Consider the following 15,706-nt stretch of genomic DNA (forward strand, 5'->3'; position numbering starts at 1 on the left):
TGGAGTCCAGCCTGGGGCGGCATGTCGTCGAGCCGGCCGGCACCGCCGTGGGCTACGTACGCACCCAGTCCTGGTAGCGGGTCCGGCCGAGGACGGCGTCGTCGCCCGGGACCAGCGACCGCTCGCTCAGCTCGCTGCCGAAGTAGCGCGCGTGCGGGTCGGTGACCACCTCGCGCGGGTCGCCCCAGGCGGCCAGCGCCTGGCGGAAGAACTCGTCCATGCGGAACCGCTCGGGGCCGGCGATCTCGATCCGGCCGTTCAGCGGCGGCCCCACCGCGGTCCGGCCGACCGCCTCGGCGACGTCGTCGCCCGCGATGGGCTGGAACAGCACGGGCGCCATGTGCACCTCGCCGTCCGCCACGGCCTCGTCGGCGATGCCGCGGGCGAACTCGAAGAACTGGGTCGAGTGCACGAGCGAGAACGGGATCCCCGACTTCTCGATCAGCCGCTGCTGAGCGATCTTCGCCGCGAAGTAGCCGTTCTCCGGCATGCGCTCGGTTCCGACGATCGACAGGGCGACGTGGTGTCGCACGCCCGCCTCCGCCTCGGCCCTGAGCAGGTTGCCCGTGGAGGTCTCGAAGAACTTGAGCACGGCCGCCCGCTCGAACGACGGCGAGTTCGACACGTCGATCACCACCCGCGCGCCTGCCAGCGCCTCGGCGAGGCCCTCTCCGGTCAGCGTGTCGACGCCGGTGGTGGGCGCCGCCGCCACCGCCTCGTGACCCTGCTCCCTCAGCTTCGCCACCAGCTTCGACCCGATCAGGCCGGTGCCGCCGACCACCACGATCTTCATCGCGATCCCTTTCTGTCCGCCGGGCTACGTCCTTGCCACCCGGCCGCCGGCTGAGACCGGACAGCGTGCAGGTTTGTGACACCCGCGGCGAAGTTTTTCCTCTCGCCGCCGATGACGGCATCGGCGACGAGCAGGGGAACCTCCTGGTGCGTGACTGTTTCGTTATGTACGCGCCCCTTGAGAAGCCTTGGGCGTCTCTATACAGTCCCTGCATCCGTATCAAACAAAATGTTTAGTAAAGAAGATCGGAATGTTCGATGGCCGGTGACTTCGGGGCTGACGACGCCTCCGAGACGGACACCATCCGTCTGGGAGCGCGCATCCGGGCGTACCGGACCATGCGCCAGATGACGCTGCGCGACCTCGCCGGCCAGGCAGGAGCGAGCCCGGGGTTCATCAGCCAGCTGGAGCGGGGACGCACCAGCGCGAGCATCGGCATGCTCAGGCGGATCGCCTGGGTGCTCGGTCTCACGGTGGCGGACCTGTTCAGCGAGGGCGACCCCCTGGAGCCGAGGGTCCTGCGCCGCTCCGAGCGCCCGGAGTTACCCACCGGCCCCGGCGCCCGCAAGTACCTGATCTCGCAGCGACCGCTGCAGAACATGGAGATGTACAGCGGCGAGTTCGACCCCGGAGCCTCCACCGGCGACGAGCCCTACACGCACGGCGACTCCCAGGAGATCCTGCTGGTGCTGCGCGGCCGGGCCACGTTGTGGATCGGGCCGCCGGAGTCGGCGTCCTGCTACGAGCTGGAGGCCGGAGACAGCATCGAATACCGGACCTCGACGCCGCACCGCGTCGTCAACGAAAGCACGGAACCCGTCGAGGTGCTCTGGCTGATCAGCCCGCCCACCCCGGCCTGACCTGTCGGCACGAGGGACCGGCATCCCTCGGGCCGACGTCCGGAACACGGCGTCCACGCCCTCCACGCCGCGCGGTCTCGCGCGGCCGCGAGGGGGGACACGCGCACCCCTCTCCATCACCCGCTATCAAGGGGGATCGATCATGCCCACAATATCACGATTCGTCGCTGTCTCCGCTGCCGCCGCGTCGCTGCTCCTGGCCGCGGCCTGCGGCGGGGGCGCGCCCGCGCCCGCCCAGATCGACCTCGGCTCCGGGCCCGCCGCCGCGGGAACGGTGAAGAAGGACGCGTTGAAGGACGTCACCCTGACGTTCGTCTCGTACGGCGGCGTCTACCAGAAGGGCCAGCAGGACGCGGCGGCGGACCCGTTCGCCAAGGAGTCGGGCGCACGGGTGCTGCAGGACGGCCCCACCGACTACGCCAAGCTCAAGGCGCAGGTCGACTCCTCCAACGTCACCTGGGACGTCGTGGACAGCGACGCCATCTGGGCCCAGGCCCAGTGCGGCAAGCTCCTCCAGCCGCTCGACTACTCGATCATCGACAAGTCGAAGGTCCCCGCCGGGCTGGCGACCGAGTGCAGCGTCCCCGCCATGCAGTACGGCATGGTGCTCGTCTACAACGCGAAGAAGTTCGGCGCGAACCCGCCCCAGGGCTGGGCCGACTTCTTCGACACGGCGAAGTTCCCCGGCAAGCGGGCGATCCCCGGCGTTCCGGGTGACGCCGCCCCAGGCCCGTGGGAGGCCGCGCTGATCGCCGACGGGGTGGCCCCTGACAAGCTGTTCCCGCTGGACGTCGAGCGGGCGAACAAGAAGCTGACCTCCGTCCGCTCCAACCTCGTCTTCTGGAAGACCGGCGCCGAGTCGCAGCAGCTCCTGGAGTCGGGCGAGGTCGACATGGCCATGGTCTGGAGCGGCCGGGCCTACGCGGCGGTCAAGAACGGTGCGCCCTTCCAGGTCCAGTGGAACCAGTGGATGCCCATCATGGACGCGATCAGCGTGCCCAAGGGCGCCAAGAACCCGAAGGCCGCGATGGCGATGATCAACTACTACCTGGGCGCGCAGCAGCAGGCCAAGCTCACGGAGCTGACGTCCTACTCCCCCGTCAACACCGACGCCAAGCCGGCTCTCGACGACCTCGGCACCTCCTTCCTCACGACCCGGCCGGAGGTCGCGTCCAAGGCCACCCCGATCGACTCCAAGTGGTGGGCGGCCAACCAGGAGGCGATGATCGAGAAGTGGTCGGCCTGGCTGGGCGCCTGAAGCGGGACCTGAGCTGACATGGTTCTCGACCAGCTGTCCGGCGACGTCTCCGGCGCCGCCCGTCCCGCGGCCGACGCGCCCTCACCGGCGCGGACGGCATCCGACGCGGGCGGGCGCCGCCCGGCGCTGCTGATCCTGCCCGCGCTGATCGCGCTCGCCGCGTTCTTCCTCTACCCGCTGGCCCTCGTGGCGTGGAACGCCTTCACCGATCCGACCCCGGGCCTCGGCAACTTCGTCTGGTTCTTCAGCGAACCGGCCAACCTCGCGACGCTCGGCCGCACGTTCACCACGGCCCTGTGGGTCACGGCCGTCTCGCTGCTGCTGTCCTACCCGTACGCGTACGCGATGACGGTGGCGGGCCCGCGGGTCCGCGGCCTGCTCATGATGCTGGTGCTCCTGCCCTTCTGGACCAGCCTGATGGTCAGGACCTTCGCCTGGGTGATCCTGCTGCAGGACACCGGCGTGATCAACCAGCTCCTCGGGGCGGTGGGGCTCGGCCCGTTCAGCCTGATCCGCACGCAGACCGGGGTGATCATCGGCATGGTGCAGCTGCTCATGCCGTTCATGGTGCTGCCGCTGTACGCGGTGATGTCCGGCATCGACGGGCGGCTGCTTCCCGCGGCGCGCAGTCTCGGGGCCCGCCCGGCGACGGCGTTCGTCACGGTGTACATGCCGCTGTCGCTCCCGGGTGTCTCCGCGGGCTGCCTGACGGTGTTCATCAGCGCTCTCGGGTTCTACATCACTCCGGCGCTGCTCGGCTCGCCGACCGACGCGCTGATCTCGCAGCAGATCTTCACGCAGGTCAACGGCCTGCTCAAGTGGGGACGCGGCGGCGCCATGGGCGTGGTGCTGCTCGGCCTGACGCTGGTGATGATCGCGCTGCTGGCCGTCTCGCTGCGCCGCGCGGGAAGGAGGGTGAGCAGATGAGGACGTTCAGCTGGGGACGCGCCCTCATGTGGGCGCTGTGCGCGCTCGTCGGCGCCTGGCTGGTCGTGCCGGTCCTCGTCGTCATCCCGCTCAGCTTCACCGGCAAGCCGTCGCTGAAGTTCCCCCCGGACAGCTGGTCCACCCGGTGGTACGCCAACTTCTTCGGCGACACCGCGTGGATGTCGGCGCTCTGGACCTCGCTGCAGGTGGCGCTGCTCGTGACCGTGGTGGCCACCGCGCTGGGCACGGCGGCGGCGCTCGGCCTGACCCGGGCGCGCGTGCGCGGGCTCGGCGCGGCCCAGGGCACGATGCTCGCACCCATGATCGTTCCGGGGGTCGTCCTGGCGATCGGGACGTACTCGGTCTTCCTGAAGTTGCAGCTCGTCGGCTCGCTCGCCGGGTTCGTCATGGCGCACACCGTGCTCGCCCTGCCGTTCGTGGTGATCCCGATCACGGCGAGCCTGCGGGGCTTCGACCGCCGCCTGGAGAGCGCCGCGGCGAGCCTCGGCGCGGGAGGGTGGACCACGTTCCGCACGGTGACGCTGCCGCTGGTGGCTCCGGGCGTGGCGTCGGGTGCGCTCTTCGCGTTCGTGACCAGCTTCGACGAGGTCGTGGTCTCCCTGTTCATCCAGAGCCCGTACCTGCAGACCCTGCCGGTCAAGATGTACGCGAGCGTGACCAGGGAGACCGACCCCACCATTGCCGCCGCCGCCTCGATGATCATCGTTCTCACGACGACGCTCGTCTTCGCGGCCACCTTCTTCGTCGCCAGGAGGAGTCGTGTCAAGTAGTGCCATCTCACCCGATGCCAGGCCGGCGCCTGCCCCGGATGCCGGGTCCGGCCGCAACGACCTCGCAGGCCGGGGCGCCCGGATCGAGCTGACCGGCCTGTCGAGACGCTACGGCGACTTCGCCGCGGTGGACGACATCTCGCTGGTCGTCGAGCCCGGCGAGTTCATGACCCTGCTGGGGCCCAGCGGCTCGGGCAAGACCACGACGCTCAACATCATCGCGGGGTTCGTCAGCCCGACGGCCGGGTCGCTGAAGGTCGACGGCGCGGCGATCGAGTCGACGCCGGCGCACAAGCGCGACATGGGCGTGGTGTTCCAGCACTACGCGCTCTTCCCCCACCTCACCGTGGCCGAGAACATCGCCTACCCGCTCAAGCGGCGCGGCATCGGCAAGGCCCGGCGGGCGGAGCTGATCCGCGCCGCGCTCGACACGGTCCACCTCGGCGAGTACGGCCACCGCTACCCGCGCGAGCTCTCCGGCGGGCAGCAGCAGCGGGTCGCGGTCGCCCGCGCGATCGTCTACGGCCCGCGCGTGCTGCTCATGGACGAGCCGCTCGGCGCGCTCGACAAGAAGCTGCGCGACTGGCTGCAGCTGGAGATCAAGCGCATCCACGCCGAGCTGGGCACCACGTTCGTCTACGTCACGCACGACCAGGAGGAGGCGCTGGTCCTCTCCGACAGGATCGCCGTCTTCAACCACGGCCGCATCGAGCAGGTCGGCGCCGCGAGCGAGCTGTACGAGCGCCCGGCCACCCTGTTCGTGGCGAAGTTCCTCGGCGAGTCGACCGTGCTGCGGGGAGAGGCCACCCGTACGGGTGACGGCTCGGCGGTCGGCGTGTGCGCCCGCGCGATCCACACCCCCGGGCGGATCGAGGGCTCGCGGGCCGCGATCGTCGTCCGGCCGGAGCGGCTCGCCGTACGGCCCCGCGACCACCGGCCGGAGCCCGGCTGGAACGCGCTGCCCGCCACCGTCACCGGGGAGATCTACCTGGGCTCCAGCCGGAAACTGGAGCTGGCCCTCCCCGACGGCTCTCCCGCGCTGGTGCGGGAGCAGGCCGGGATGCTGAGCGACACGCGCGAGGGCGACGAGGTCACGCTGACCTGGCGGGCCGGAGACTCGGTGCTCCTCCCCGACGACCCCGACGTGGAGGCGGTCTTCACCTGACCGCCCCGGATGACCGCCGGACGCGCACGGAGCGCGCGCGGTCATCGGCAAGCACTTCACGCAGTCATGGAGTTCTGATGAGTGACAACGGACTGAACGGCGTCCCCGTGACGGGGGACTTCGCCAACGGCGGCCTCTCGTTCTGGTACCGGCAGATCGGCGTCCCCGCGCAGCGGCCTGCCCTGCCGGGGTCGCGGGACTACGACGTGGCGATCGTGGGCGGCGGCTACACCGGCATGTGGACCGCGTACTACCTGAAGAAGGCGCAGCCCGGCCTGCGGATCGCGATCCTGGAGAGGGAGTTCGCCGGGTTCGGCGCCTCGGGGCGCAACGGCGGCTGGCTGTCGGCGGAGTTCGCCGGCTCCCGCGAGCGGCACGCCGCCGCGCGGGGCAGGCAGGCCATGATCGACCTCCAGCACGCCATGTTCACGGCCGTGGACGAGGTGATCGAGGTCGCGAGGGCCGAGGGGATCGACGCGGACATCCGCAAGGGCGGCCTGATCCACGTCGCCACGAACCCGGCGCAGGACCGGCGGATGCGCTCCAACCTGGCGGCGCTGCGCACCTGGGGCTTCGCCGAGCAGGACATGCGGCTGCTCACCGCCGCCGAGCTGGCCGGGCGGATCCGGATCGCCGGGGCGCTGTCGGCCACCTACAGCCCGCACTGCGCGCGCATCCAGCCCGCGAAGCTCGCGCTCGGGCTGGCCCGCGTCGTCTCCGACCTGGGCGTGGACCTCTTCGAGGGCACCACCGTCACCGAGATCCTCCCGCGGACCCCCGGCCGGGCGGGCAGGGCCGCGGCCGTCACCGACCGGGGCACGGTCACCGCCGAGTACGTCATCCGCGCCACCGAGGGCTTCACCGCGAGCATCAAGGGACAGCACCGCCAGTGGCTGCCGATGAACAGCTCGATGATCGTCACCGAGCCGCTCCCCGACGAGGTGTGGGAGCGGATCGGCTGGCAGGAGTACGAGCTGCTGGGCGACGAGGCGCACGCGTACTGCTACGCCCAGCGCACCGCCGACGGCCGCATCGCGATCGGCGGGCGCGGCGTCCCCTACCGGTACGGCTCACGCACGGACGTGCGCGGAGCCACCCAGCCGCAGACGGTAGCCGCGCTCAGGAAGATCCTCACCACCCTGTTCCCCGCCGCGGCCGAGGCGAGGATCCAGCACTCGTGGTGCGGCGTGCTCGGCGTGCCACGCGACTGGTGCTCCACCGTCCACCTGGACCACACCACCGGCCTGGGCTGGGCCGGCGGCTACGTCGGAAGCGGCGTCACCACCACCAACCTGGCCGGGCGCACGCTGCGCGACCTCGTGCTCAGGCGCGACACGGAGCTGACCGCGCTGCCCTGGGTGGGCCGCCAGGTACGCCAGTGGGAGCCGGAGCCGCTGCGCTGGATCGGCGTCCAGGTGATCTACTCGCTGTTCCGCGCGGCCGATCGCCGCGAGACGCGGATGGAAGGCACCTCGGCCTACGCCCGGCTGGCCAACCTCATCGCCGGCCGGTGACCCTCTCCCCTCCCCTCGGACCCTCGGAAGGACGAACGTTGAGCGACATGTCCGGCGCCCTGGCGCACCTCGTCGACGCGGCCCAGGCCGGGCTGCCCGCCCCGCAGCCGAAACCGACCAGCCTGACCGGCCAGGAGGAGAGCACGCTCGTGCTCTGGGAGGCCGGCCGCGACGGCGCCGAGGCCGGGATCTGGGAGTGCGGGCCCGGCACCTTCACCGCCGTGCGGGACGGCTTCCACGAGGTCTGCCAGATCCTCGCCGGCCGCGCGACCGTGCGCGGCGACGACGGCCAGGTGGTGGAGCTGGTTCCCGGCTCCACCGTGGTGCTGCCGGACGGCTGGCGGGGCACCTGGGAGATCCACGAGACCGTGCGGAAGACGTACGTCACCGTGGCCGCCTACCGGCCCGTCCGCAGCGGGTAGAGCAGGAAGCAGGCCAGCGCCGGCACCAGGACGAGGGGGCAGGCGACGCCGAGCAGCACGCGTACGCCGGTGACCACGGTGTCGGGCTGGGCGGCGGCGCCCGCGACGTAGCCCGAGGCCGACAGCACCGCGCTGAGGACGACCGCCTGGAGCGAGGACGACCACTTGACGATGAAGCCGTTCATCCCGAAGTACATGCCTTCGCGCCGCGCTCCCGTGCGCCGCTCGTCGTCGTCGATGACTTCCGCCAGCAGGATCTCCAGGAGCATCAGGATGCCGGCGATGCCGAGGCCCATGAAGGCGGTGACGGCGACCGTGGCCGCCGTCGTCCCGGCCACCAGGAAGAACGGGAACGCCGCCGCGTAGACCGCGACCACCGCGAGCACGGTGCGGCGCGGGCCGAGCCGGCGGGTCACCCGGGCCCAGACGTACACCAGCGGGATCGCGGTGACGAAGATCGCGCCGAGGACGGCGGTGTTCGCCGAGTCGGGCTCGCGCAGGGCGTACTTGGTGAAGAACGGCAGGCTCGCCTGGAGCACCGCCACCGTGAGCTGGAGGAGGAAGCTGCCCGCGACGTACGTCACGAACGCCCGGTTGGCCAGCGTGTAGCGGATCGCCGGGAGGAGCTTCACCGTCGCGGGCGGCGCGCTCGCGGCGCTCGCGGGCGGGATGCCGCGCAGCGACAGGGCGAGGGAGCCGAGGACGACGAGGCCGAGGACGGCGCCCATGGCGCCCCAGCCGAGGCCGCCGTAGAGCAGCGGGGCCGCCGCCACGCCCGCGACCATGCCGACGATGCCGAACATCTGGCGCCAGGAGGAGGCGGTGGCACGCGCGGCGATGCCGGTGAACAGCTCGGGGAAGAGCGCCGAGTAGTTGAGCGCCACCAGCACGAACAGCACGTCGAAGGCGAGGACGACGGCCAGGAAGTACCAGAACAGCGCCGCCGGACCCGACACCAGGGGGAACCACACCAGGACGAACGCGGCCGCCAGCGGCGCCATGCCGAACGCGATGTACGGCACGCGCCGCCCCCAGCGGGACCTGGTGCGGTCGGAGAGGTGGCCGAAGAGGGGGTTGAGCACGGCGCTGAGGACGCCGTGGACGACCATCGCGACGCCGATCAGGGCGGGATCGACGCCCAGGTGGTCGACGTAGAAGAAGGTGGCGTAGGTGGCGAAGGTCTGGGCGAGCAGCTGCACGCCGAGGTTCCCGGCCCCGTAGGAGCGGTGGGAGGCCGGTGCGGGGGGCGGCGGCGCGGCCTGCGCGGCCGGGTCGAGCGCCGTCATCGCCGTGCCGCGCGCTGCAGGGCGCGCAGGTCGAGCCAGCCGATCAGCGTGATGTCCTCGGTGTCCAGCACCTCGCGGACCTCGGGATCGGTGAACAGGTCGAGCTCGATGGCGCGCTTGGCCCAGTGCGGCATGATGGCGCGCAGCTCGGAGGTCGCCTGGAAGGGGTGGATGTACAGCTCGGTCACGCCGGGGCGGAGGGAACGCAGCAGCTCGATCAGCTGCTCGCGCACGGCCGCGTGGTCCTCGCCTTCCGCGAGCTCGAAGGGCAGGGTCCACAGCCGGTCGATGATCTCGACGCCCTTGGCGTCGGCGAGCCCGGCGAGGGCCTGGGCGAGCGGTTCCAGCTCGGCGGGGGCGCCGGAGCCCTCCAGCGAGCGGGGCAGCCGGAAGGGCAGGCCGAACTCGGCGCACACGTCGAGGGTCTCCTCCAGGAAGTGCCTGCCGGTGGCCAGGCCGTAGAGGCTGCCCATGTGGTTGTCGGCGTGGGAGGGGTCGAGGCCGAGGGCGATCGCCTTGCGGATCTGGTTGGCGATCTCCGCGCGCACCTCCTCCGGGTCGGCGTCGCGCTCGAAGGTGGCGCAGTCGCGGTGGAAGTGGCCGGTGTCGTCCACGAGGGAGGCGACGGAGCGGTCGCGGGTGACGGGACCCCACCGGTAGCCCTCCCATTCGCTGGTCAGCGTCAGGTGCACGCCGACGTCGTAGCCGCCCTCGACGGCCTCGGCGACGGCCGCGGGCGCCCAGGGGCAGGGCGTCATGACGGTCGCGGAGCTGATGGCTCCGGCCCGCAGGAGCGAGGTGATGCCCAGGTTGGCGGAGCGGCTCATGCCGTAGTCGTCGGCGTTGACGATGAGCAGGCGGTCGTCGGCGGAGTGGCCGAGGCGGGTGGCGAGATCGGACATGCGGCGCCTTTCCGGAGGGGGGTCGGAGGGGGGTCAGGGCTTGTCCGGCGGCCCCGCGGCCACGGCCGCGGCGAACACCGCGTCCCGTGCCCGCAGCCTGGCCTCCCAGAGGGCGCCCCGCAGGACGGGGTCGCCGGTCACGCCGCTCACCGACAGGGAGATCGCGAGCGGTGCCGCGTCGCGTCGCAGCACCGAGCGGAGGGGCTCGGCGAGCGCCTCGTCGCTGAAAGGCCCGCCCAGCACCACGAGTTCGGGTTCGAGGACCATCGCGATGGAGGCGATCACCAGCGCGAGCCGGTCCGCCACGCGCTCCAGGACCTCCCTCGCCCGGCCGTCGCCCGCCCTGGCCAGGGCGAACACCTCGCCCGGCGACGCGGGCAGCCCGGCCGCCGCCGCCAGCCCGAGGAACTCGGCGCCCGCCATGACGGGCTCACCGCGCCGCGTGTCGGGCCCCGGCAGGTGGCCGACCTCCCCCGCGCCGCCCGCGAAGCCCCGGTGCAGCCGGCCGCCGATCACCAGGCCCGCACCCAGCCCGTCGCCGTGCCCGAGGAGCACGAACTCGTCCACGTCCCGGCCGGCGCCCTCGTGCAGCTCGGCGACGGCGGCGAGGTTGACGTCGTTCTCCAGCCGTACGGGCATGGGCAGGGCGGCCTCCAGGGCGTGGACGAGCTCCAGGCCGGTCTCCCCGACGCTGCCTTCGGGAAGGGAGGAGGCGGGCAGCCGCACCGTCCGGTTGTCGCCGCCGACGATGGCCCGGACGCCCACGACGGCCTGCCCCACGTCGCCGAGCGCCACTCCGGCCTGCCCGGCGCACGCCCGCGCCGCCCGTACGACGGTCTCGGCGAGCCCCTCGCCCGCTCCGAGCCGGACGGCGGCGCGGGCGAGCGGCTCGCCGCGCATGTCCGTGAGCTCGGCCGTGACGCGGTGCCGTCCGGCGTCGACGCCGAGCGCGGTCGCGCAGCCCGGCCGGATGGTGAAGAGCGTCGCGGCGGGGCCGCGCCTGCCGGTGTCCACGCCCGCCTCGGCCACGACGCCGTGGGCGATCAGGCTGTGCAGGGTCTGCGTGACCGTCGTCTTGGACAGGCCGGTCGCCCGGACGATCTCGGGGCGTCCGAGCGGGCCCTGCTGCTCCACGACGTGGAGCACGGCCCGCGCGTTCAGCGCCCACAGCGCCCGCTGCGGCCCCGCCTGATGACTTTCGCGCACGCGCACCTCGGCTACCCAGCGTGAGTAGGTCGGAAAGTTCCCTACCGGGACCCTAGGGCCTGGCGGGCGGTTCGACAATGCCCGGGGCCCGCCGTCCTCCACCTGAGTGGCACGGTGACGCCTCCCGCCTTTCGCGCTCGCAGGCGTCACCATCGCACCATCGCCTCCCGCGTCTCACGCTCGCAGGCGTCACCTTCGCACCATCGCCTCCCGCGTTTCACGCTCGGAGGCGTCACCATCGCACCGCCGCCCCAGCTACCCGGCGAGGGACACCCCGGCAGGAAGCCCCGTGACCTGCGCCTTGCCCGACCCGTCGACCGTCACCTCCACCGGCTCCCCGGCCACCCGCAGCCCCCGCACCGCCAGCGCGCCCAGGGGGGCGCCGGGCAGCGGGCGGAGCGCCGCCCGGCCCTCCGGGACGTCCGGGTACAGCCCGACGAGGGCGTGGACGATCGCGACGGCCGCCGCCGCCGACCACGCCTGGGGACGGCAGGCCGCCGGGTACGGCACCGCCTGCCCCATCAGCGCGCGGTCGTCGCCCGCGTGGAGCTCGGGCAGGCGGTAGCCGAAGGTCTCGGCGGCGGACAGCAGGCCCCGGGCGAGGTCGGCGGCCAGGTCACCGTGCCCCGAGCGGGCCAGCCCCGAGATCACGATGGCGGTGTCGTGGGTCCAGACCGAGCCGCAGTGGTAGGAGAGCGGGCTGAACCCGGCGTCGGAGCTGGACATCGTCCGCAGGCCGAAGGCTCCGGACATGGCCGGATCCTTCAGGACCTGGGCGATCCGCAGTTCCTCGTCCCGGGTCAGGATGCCGGTGCCGAGGAGATGCCCGATGTTGCTGGTCAGCGCGTCCACCGGGCGTTTGTCGCGGTCGAGGGCCAGCGCCGGGTAGCCGCCGTCCACCCAGAACCGCGCGCGGAACCGCTCCGCCAGCCCGGCCGCGTGGTCGCGCCACCGCTCGGCGCCCGGCCTGCCGTACGCCTCCAGCAGCGCCGCCCCCGCCATGGCCGCCTCGTACGCGTAGCCCTGCACCTCGACCAGGGCGATGGGCGGCTCGGCGCGGGCGCCGTCGCGGAAGCGCACGGCGTCGCCCGAGTCCTTCCAGCCCTGGTTGGCCAGGCCGCGCCCGCTCGTGTCGATGTATTCGAGGAAGCCGTCGCCGTCGGCGTCGCCGTGCTCGGCGAGCCAGCCGAGCGCCGCCTCCAGGGTGGGCAGCAGGGCGGCCACCTCGGCCTCCGGCAGGCCCCAGCGCCAGGCGTCGTGCAGCAGGGCGATCCAGAGGGGGGTGGCGTCGATGGTGCCGTAGTAGGCGGACGGGAGGCGCAGCCCGTTGCCCTCGACGGCGAACTCGTGGCGGCGCAGCTCGTGCATGATCTTGCCGGGGGCCTCGCCCGAGTGGGGGTCCACCTTGTCCCCCTGGCGGCGGGCCAGGGCGCGCAGGGTGCCGGCGGCCAGCCCGGTGCCCAGCGGCAGCAGCATGCGGGCGGCCCAGATGCTGTCGCGGCCGAAGAGCGTCAGGAACCAGGGGACGCCCGCGCCGAGGAACGTGTCGCCCGGCGCGGCGGTCTCGGTGAGCCGCAGCGACTCCAGGTCGTCGAGGGACTGGCGGGTCAGGCGCACCAGCCGGGCGTCGTCCGCCTCGATCTCCGGCCTGCTCCACTCCCTGGGGCCCGGCGGCGCGGCGACCACCGCCTCCGGGTCCTCCACGGACGCTCCCCACCGCAGCGTCACCCGCTCGCCCGGCGCGACCGTGACGTCCCACCGCAGGCCCGCCCCGCTCACCTCGGCGTCGGACCGGACGGTGACGCGGGTGCCGCCGGAGTGCCAGGCCGGCGTGCCGCCGGCGACCACGGGGGGAAGGGGCTCGGCGGCGCCGCCCGACTTCACCACCTCGATGGGGGCGAGGTCGCAGCTCAGCGCGAGGGTGACCGTGCAGGCGACGGGGTCGGCGGCGGTGGACGCCAGGGTGATCTCCTCGTCCATGGCGCCCGGGGTGATCCGGCGGACGCGGTCGATCCTGACCGTGGGGTCGGGGCTGCGGTCGCCGAGCCAGCGGGCCAGCGAGACGAAGCGGGAGACCCCAGGGCCGGGTACGGCGTGGCCGATCGGCTCCGCCTCGCGGCCGTCGACCAGCAGCCGCGCTTCGGAGAGCACCCGGGCGTCGGCGTGGAAGAGCCCCTGCACCCCGGCCGGCCTGATCTGGCCGTCGGCGCCGCTGAGCGCGGTCGTCGGCGCCAGGACGGTGCTGACGAGGTCGTGCAGCAGCGGTTGCAGCCTGTGGTCGTGCACGGTGATGCCCCCTTGACACTCCGTTTACTTGAACGATCTAATCCTGTCACACGTCATTTGGATCGATCAAACTCTCAGAAAGGTCACATATGGCGGCAAAGGTGACGATCGCCGACGTGGCGCGGTACGCCAACGTGTCGCGCCAGACGGTGTCGAACGTCCTCAACTCCCCCGAAGTGGTCAAGGAGGAGACACGGCAGCGCGTGCTCGCGGCCGTGAACGCCCTCGGCTACCGGGTGAGCGCCGCCGCCAGGCAGATGCGCACGGGCCGCTCGCGGCTGCTGGCCGTGCGGATCGAGACGACGCAGGACGGCATGAACGTCTTCGACCGCTTCCTGCACGGACTCACGGAGTCGGCGGCCAGGTCCGACTACCGCGTGCTGCTCTACACGGCCACCGACGACCGATCCGAGATCGACACGATCGACCAGCTCCTGGGCGAGTTCGAGCCCGACGGGTTCGTGCTGACCAGCACCCACCACGGTGACGCGCGGGCCTCCTGGCTGGCCGAGCGCGACCTGCCGTTCGTCACCTTCGGCCGCCCGTGGGGCGCGTCGGAGGCCGGCCACCCGTGGGTGGACGTGGACGGCGCCGCCGGCACCGAGGCGGCCACCCGCCACCTGCTCGGCGACGGGCACCGCCGGATCGGCTTCATCGGCTGGGAGGCCGGCTCCGGCGTCGGCGACGACCGCAGGGCCGGCTGGTCCAGGGCGCTGGCCGCCGAAGGGCTCGACACCGCCCTCACCCTCGAGACGGACGGGTCGCCGGACCAGGGGCGGGCCGCCGCGCAGGAGCTGGTGGAGCGCGGGGCCACGGCCCTGGTCTGCGTCAGCGACTCCGTGGCCCTCGGCGCCCTGCAGGTCACGCCGGCCGTCGTCGGGTTCGACGACACCCCGGTGGCCGCCGCCATCGGGCTCACCAGCCTCGGCCAGCCCCTCGCCGAGGCCGCGGCACGCTGCGTGGAGCTGCTGACCGACCGCCTCTCGGGCAGGCCCACCGCGCCGCACGTGCTGCTCAGTCCCACCTTGGTCACCCGTAAGCCCACTCTGGCCATCCGAAAGGACCCCCGATCATGAAAAGCCTCGCGTTCCCCGCGGCGGCAGCCGTCCTGCTGTCCGTCACCGCCTGCGGCAGCGGCTTCGACGACCAGCAGGCCGCGCCGCGGCAGCAGAGCAGCGGCCCGGCCGCGCTCCAGGTCCTGATGGCCTCGTCCGGCGACGCCGAGACGAGCGCGGTCAAGCAGGCGGCCGAGGCGTGGGCCAAGGCGAGCGGCAACACCGCCACCGTCACCCCGGCGCAGGACATCCACCAGCAGCTCGGGCAGGCGCTGGCGGGCAGCAACCCGCCGGACGTGTTCTACGTCGACGCCTCGCGCTTCGCCGACTACGCCAGCGTCGGCGCCCTGGAGCCGTACGCCGACAAGATCTCCGACAGCCAGGACTTCTACCCGAAGCTGCGCGAGACGTTCACCTACGACGGCAGGTTCTACTGCGCGCCGAAGGACTTCTCCACGCTCGCGCTGATCGTCAACGACGACCTGTGGAAGAAGAACGGGCTCACCGACGACGACATCCCCACGACGTGGGACGAGCTCAGCGCCGTCACCAAGAAGATCAAGGGCGTGACGCCGCTGACGTTCAGCGACACGCGGGACCGCGTCGGCGTCTTCATGGTCCAGGCCGGCGGCTGGATCACCAGCGCCGACGGCAGGCAGGCCACCGGCGACAGCCCCGAGAACCTCCAGGCCCTCCAGTACGTCAAGGGCCTCCTGGCCGGCAAGCAGGCCCAGTTCGCCAAGGCGCTCGACGCCGGCTGGGGCGGCGAGGCGTTCGGCAAGGAGAAGGCCGCGATGACGATCGAGGGCAACTGGATCAAGGGCGCGATGAAGGCCGACTACCCCGGCGTGACGTTCTCCGTCCACGAGCTGCCCGCGGGCCCCAAGGGCAAGGGCACGCTGTCGTTCAGCAACTGCTGGGGCATCGCCGCCAAGTCGAAGAACAAGGCCGCGGCCATCAGCTTCGTCGAGGCGATGACCAAGACCGACCAGCAGCTCGCCTTCGCCAGGGCCTTCGGCGTCATGCCCTCCCGCCAGTCGGCCAAGGACGCCTACCTCAAGGAGTTCCCCACCGACGCCGCCTTCGTCAACGGCGCCGACCACGCCCAGGGCCCGGTGAACGCCCCCAAGATGGACAGCGTCCTCGCCGACTTCGACGCCGGGCTCCAGCAGCTGGCCACGCAGGATCCGCAGAAGATCCTGGCCAGGCTGCAGAAGAACACCGAGAGCGCGCTCGGCTGA

14 protein-coding genes are annotated in these 15,706 nt (G+C 72.5%); 9 read left to right on the plus strand and 5 right to left on the minus strand.

Features of this window, described 5'->3' with window-relative positions; genetic code table 11:
* Window positions 1–52: 52 nt before the first annotated feature.
* On the minus strand, window positions 53–793 hold the full coding sequence (locus BMX74_RS25875) for an SDR family oxidoreductase (RefSeq protein ID WP_055502172.1): 741 nt from the start codon (window positions 791–793) through the stop codon (window positions 53–55).
* Between the two features lie 257 nt (window positions 794–1,050).
* Between BMX74_RS25875 and BMX74_RS25880 the strand changes: the two genes are divergently transcribed.
* The 7 genes from BMX74_RS25880 to BMX74_RS25910 all read left to right on the plus strand — a co-directional run bounded on the left by BMX74_RS25880 (window position 1,051) and on the right by BMX74_RS25910 (window position 7,730).
* Complete coding sequence (locus BMX74_RS25880; RefSeq protein ID WP_091103328.1) at window positions 1,051–1,653, plus strand: helix-turn-helix domain-containing protein; 603 nt, start codon at window positions 1,051–1,053, stop codon at window positions 1,651–1,653.
* A gap of 142 nt (window positions 1,654–1,795) precedes the next feature.
* The gene (locus tag BMX74_RS25885; protein ID WP_091103330.1) at window positions 1,796–2,911 is read left to right on the plus strand and encodes an ABC transporter substrate-binding protein; all 1,116 of its coding nucleotides are present in this window, start codon (window positions 1,796–1,798) and stop codon (window positions 2,909–2,911) included.
* A gap of 18 nt (window positions 2,912–2,929) precedes the next feature.
* A complete protein-coding gene (locus tag BMX74_RS25890) occupies window positions 2,930–3,838 on the plus strand; it encodes an ABC transporter permease (RefSeq protein WP_091103332.1) in 909 nt (302 codons plus the stop codon).
* Window positions 3,835–4,629, plus strand: coding sequence for an ABC transporter permease (locus tag BMX74_RS25895; RefSeq protein ID WP_055502175.1), 795 nt, complete (start codon window positions 3,835–3,837; stop codon window positions 4,627–4,629). Before BMX74_RS25890 ends, BMX74_RS25895 begins: the two co-directional genes overlap by 4 nt.
* Window positions 4,619–5,794 carry an ABC transporter ATP-binding protein gene (locus BMX74_RS25900; protein ID WP_201784474.1) on the plus strand — a complete coding sequence of 392 codons (1,176 nt, stop codon included), beginning with the start codon at window positions 4,619–4,621 and terminating at the stop codon, window positions 5,792–5,794. The genes BMX74_RS25895 and BMX74_RS25900 overlap by 11 nt, the downstream gene beginning before the upstream one ends.
* 77 nt (window positions 5,795–5,871) lie before the next feature.
* On the plus strand, window positions 5,872–7,308 hold the full coding sequence (locus tag BMX74_RS25905; RefSeq protein WP_091103335.1) for an NAD(P)/FAD-dependent oxidoreductase: 1,437 nt from the start codon (window positions 5,872–5,874) through the stop codon (window positions 7,306–7,308).
* 47 nt (window positions 7,309–7,355) lie between these two features.
* Window positions 7,356–7,730, plus strand: a complete 375-nt coding sequence (locus BMX74_RS25910) for a cupin domain-containing protein (protein ID WP_055502177.1) — start codon at window positions 7,356–7,358, stop codon at window positions 7,728–7,730.
* On the opposite strand, the gene BMX74_RS25915 is transcribed toward BMX74_RS25910, so the two are convergent.
* From BMX74_RS25915 to BMX74_RS25930, 4 genes are all read right to left on the minus strand, one after another.
* Window positions 7,706–9,016: an MFS transporter gene (locus BMX74_RS25915; protein ID WP_091103336.1), complete on the minus strand. Its 1,311-nt coding sequence runs from the start codon at window positions 9,014–9,016 to the stop codon at window positions 7,706–7,708. The two genes, BMX74_RS25910 and BMX74_RS25915, sit on opposite strands and share 25 nt — an antisense overlap.
* Window positions 9,013–9,918, minus strand: coding sequence for a polysaccharide deacetylase family protein (locus BMX74_RS25920; RefSeq protein ID WP_091103338.1), 906 nt, complete (start codon window positions 9,916–9,918; stop codon window positions 9,013–9,015). Before BMX74_RS25920 ends, BMX74_RS25915 begins: the two co-directional genes overlap by 4 nt.
* A 33-nt stretch (window positions 9,919–9,951) precedes the next feature.
* On the minus strand, window positions 9,952–11,124 hold the full coding sequence (locus BMX74_RS25925) for an ROK family transcriptional regulator (RefSeq protein ID WP_177227518.1): 1,173 nt from the start codon (window positions 11,122–11,124) through the stop codon (window positions 9,952–9,954).
* Window positions 11,125–11,379: 255 nt separating this feature from the next.
* Complete coding sequence (locus BMX74_RS25930) at window positions 11,380–13,410, minus strand: amylo-alpha-1,6-glucosidase (RefSeq protein ID WP_091103340.1); 2,031 nt, start codon at window positions 13,408–13,410, stop codon at window positions 11,380–11,382.
* An 89-nt stretch (window positions 13,411–13,499) separates the two neighbouring features.
* Between BMX74_RS25930 and BMX74_RS25935 the strand changes: the two genes are divergently transcribed.
* Together BMX74_RS25935 and BMX74_RS25940 are read left to right on the plus strand one after the other, a co-directional pair.
* Entirely contained in the window at window positions 13,500–14,486 is a 987-nt protein-coding gene (locus BMX74_RS25935; protein ID WP_055502182.1) for a LacI family DNA-binding transcriptional regulator, read from the plus strand.
* Entirely contained in the window at window positions 14,483–15,706 is a 1,224-nt protein-coding gene (locus tag BMX74_RS25940) for a sugar ABC transporter substrate-binding protein (protein ID WP_091103342.1), read from the plus strand. The genes BMX74_RS25935 and BMX74_RS25940 overlap by 4 nt, the downstream gene beginning before the upstream one ends.

This window comes from Nonomuraea pusilla (assembly GCF_900109355.1).
Lineage (GTDB): Bacteria > Actinomycetota > Actinomycetes > Streptosporangiales > Streptosporangiaceae > Nonomuraea > Nonomuraea pusilla.

Bases quoted from the DNA above. Each gene is read 5' to 3' on its own strand.
- BMX74_RS25915 (WP_091103336.1), bottom strand. From the start codon at position 9,016: ATGACGGCGCTCGACCCGGCCGCGCAGGCCGCGCCGCCGCCCCCCGCA.
- BMX74_RS25910 (WP_055502177.1), top strand. From the start codon at position 7,356: ATGTCCGGCGCCCTGGCGCACCTCGTCGACGCGGCCCAGGCCGGGCTG.
- BMX74_RS25875 (WP_055502172.1), bottom strand. From the start codon at position 793: ATGAAGATCGTGGTGGTCGGCGGCACCGGCCTGATCGGGTCGAAGCTG.
- BMX74_RS25895 (WP_055502175.1), top strand. From the start codon at position 3,835: ATGAGGACGTTCAGCTGGGGACGCGCCCTCATGTGGGCGCTGTGCGCG.
- BMX74_RS25905 (WP_091103335.1), top strand. From the start codon at position 5,872: ATGAGTGACAACGGACTGAACGGCGTCCCCGTGACGGGGGACTTCGCC.
- BMX74_RS25940 (WP_091103342.1), top strand. From the start codon at position 14,483: ATGAAAAGCCTCGCGTTCCCCGCGGCGGCAGCCGTCCTGCTGTCCGTC.
- BMX74_RS25890 (WP_091103332.1), top strand. From the start codon at position 2,930: ATGGTTCTCGACCAGCTGTCCGGCGACGTCTCCGGCGCCGCCCGTCCC.
- BMX74_RS25920 (WP_091103338.1), bottom strand. From the start codon at position 9,918: ATGTCCGATCTCGCCACCCGCCTCGGCCACTCCGCCGACGACCGCCTG.
- BMX74_RS25935 (WP_055502182.1), top strand. From the start codon at position 13,500: ATGGCGGCAAAGGTGACGATCGCCGACGTGGCGCGGTACGCCAACGTG.
- BMX74_RS25885 (WP_091103330.1), top strand. From the start codon at position 1,796: ATGCCCACAATATCACGATTCGTCGCTGTCTCCGCTGCCGCCGCGTCG.
- BMX74_RS25880 (WP_091103328.1), top strand. From the start codon at position 1,051: ATGGCCGGTGACTTCGGGGCTGACGACGCCTCCGAGACGGACACCATC.